Source organism: Myxococcus sp. AM009, assembly GCF_013372605.1.
Taxonomy (GTDB): Bacteria; Myxococcota; Myxococcia; order Myxococcales; family Myxococcaceae; genus Myxococcus; species Myxococcus vastator.
This window is the reverse complement of sequence record NZ_JABXEP010000357.1, coordinates 1-999: the sequence shown is the minus strand read 5'-3', so window position 1 is coordinate 999 and position 999 is coordinate 1. Positions and strand designations below refer to the sequence as shown.

General features: G+C 69.7%; 1 pseudogene. It reads left to right on the top strand.

Going from position 1 to position 999, the window contains the following annotated elements:
* Positions 1-46 precede the first annotated feature (46 nt).
* Positions 47-999, top strand: a pseudogene (locus tag HV824_RS35850) (hypothetical protein); the annotation flags it as partial.

Sequence of the window (999 nt, the reverse complement as noted above, 5' to 3'; positions counted from 1 at the left end):
AGGTTTGACGGGGCGCCTCGCATGGACTCGAGGCCACGGGGTGCCGATGCGACTGATTTGGGTGTTCTTGCTGCTGCTCATCGGGCCCGCGTGCTCGACGGTGCGTGTGGTTCGGCTGGACACGGGAACCGCGGCGCCCATCGTACACACACCGCGCGGCGTGGAAGGCGCCGGTTCCGTGGAGCTCGACGACGAAGCGTTCGAGGCCGCCGTGGTGTCCTTGGCGCGGGAGGTGGAGCCTTCGCTGCATCCCCTGCGCGATGCGCGACACCGCTTCAGGGTGCCGGTCAGGAGTGGCGTCTACGCATACGAACGCCGAAGCCAGCGGCTGATTCCCATGGAGGAGCGCGCGGACGGCCCCCGCTTGTTGATGGCTTACGCGGACGAAGAACTGACGCGCGACTACGGCCGATGGTGCGCGCGGAAGCGGCAGCCGGGTGACTGTCTTCGACTGTTGGATGAAGGCCCGTTGCTGGCGAGCGATGGGAAGTACACGCTGGCGATGGCCATCGCCATGGACTCGGTGTGGGCCGAGACGGCCGAGGCGCTTCGCGACATGGCCGACCCACAGGCGCTGCTGGCGACGGTGAGTGCCTCCGTCAGCATGTACCTGCTCCTCTGGTCGCTGCCCGAGCCCGTGAGCAAGGGCGTGGCGGCCACCCTGACCGCCGTCGCCATTGCCTACCTGGGCGTGGACACGGTGTGGCGCTTGCTGGACGGGTGGATTGCCCTGGTGCGCCAGGTGGACCGGGCCACGACCTTCGAGCAGCTCAGCGCGGCGGGGGAGGACTACGGCGAGGTGCTCGGAGAGAGCGCCGCGCGCATCTTCGTCATGCTGGCCACGGCGGCCATCGGGAACACGGCGGGGCTGGCGGCGAAGGCGCCCAGGCTGCCCGGCTCCGCACAGGCGGCGCTGAACGTCGAGGTGCAGGCGGGCTACCGGTACGCGGCGCTCGGGAGCGTGGAGTCGGTGGCGATGACGGCTGAGGGCTTCACCGT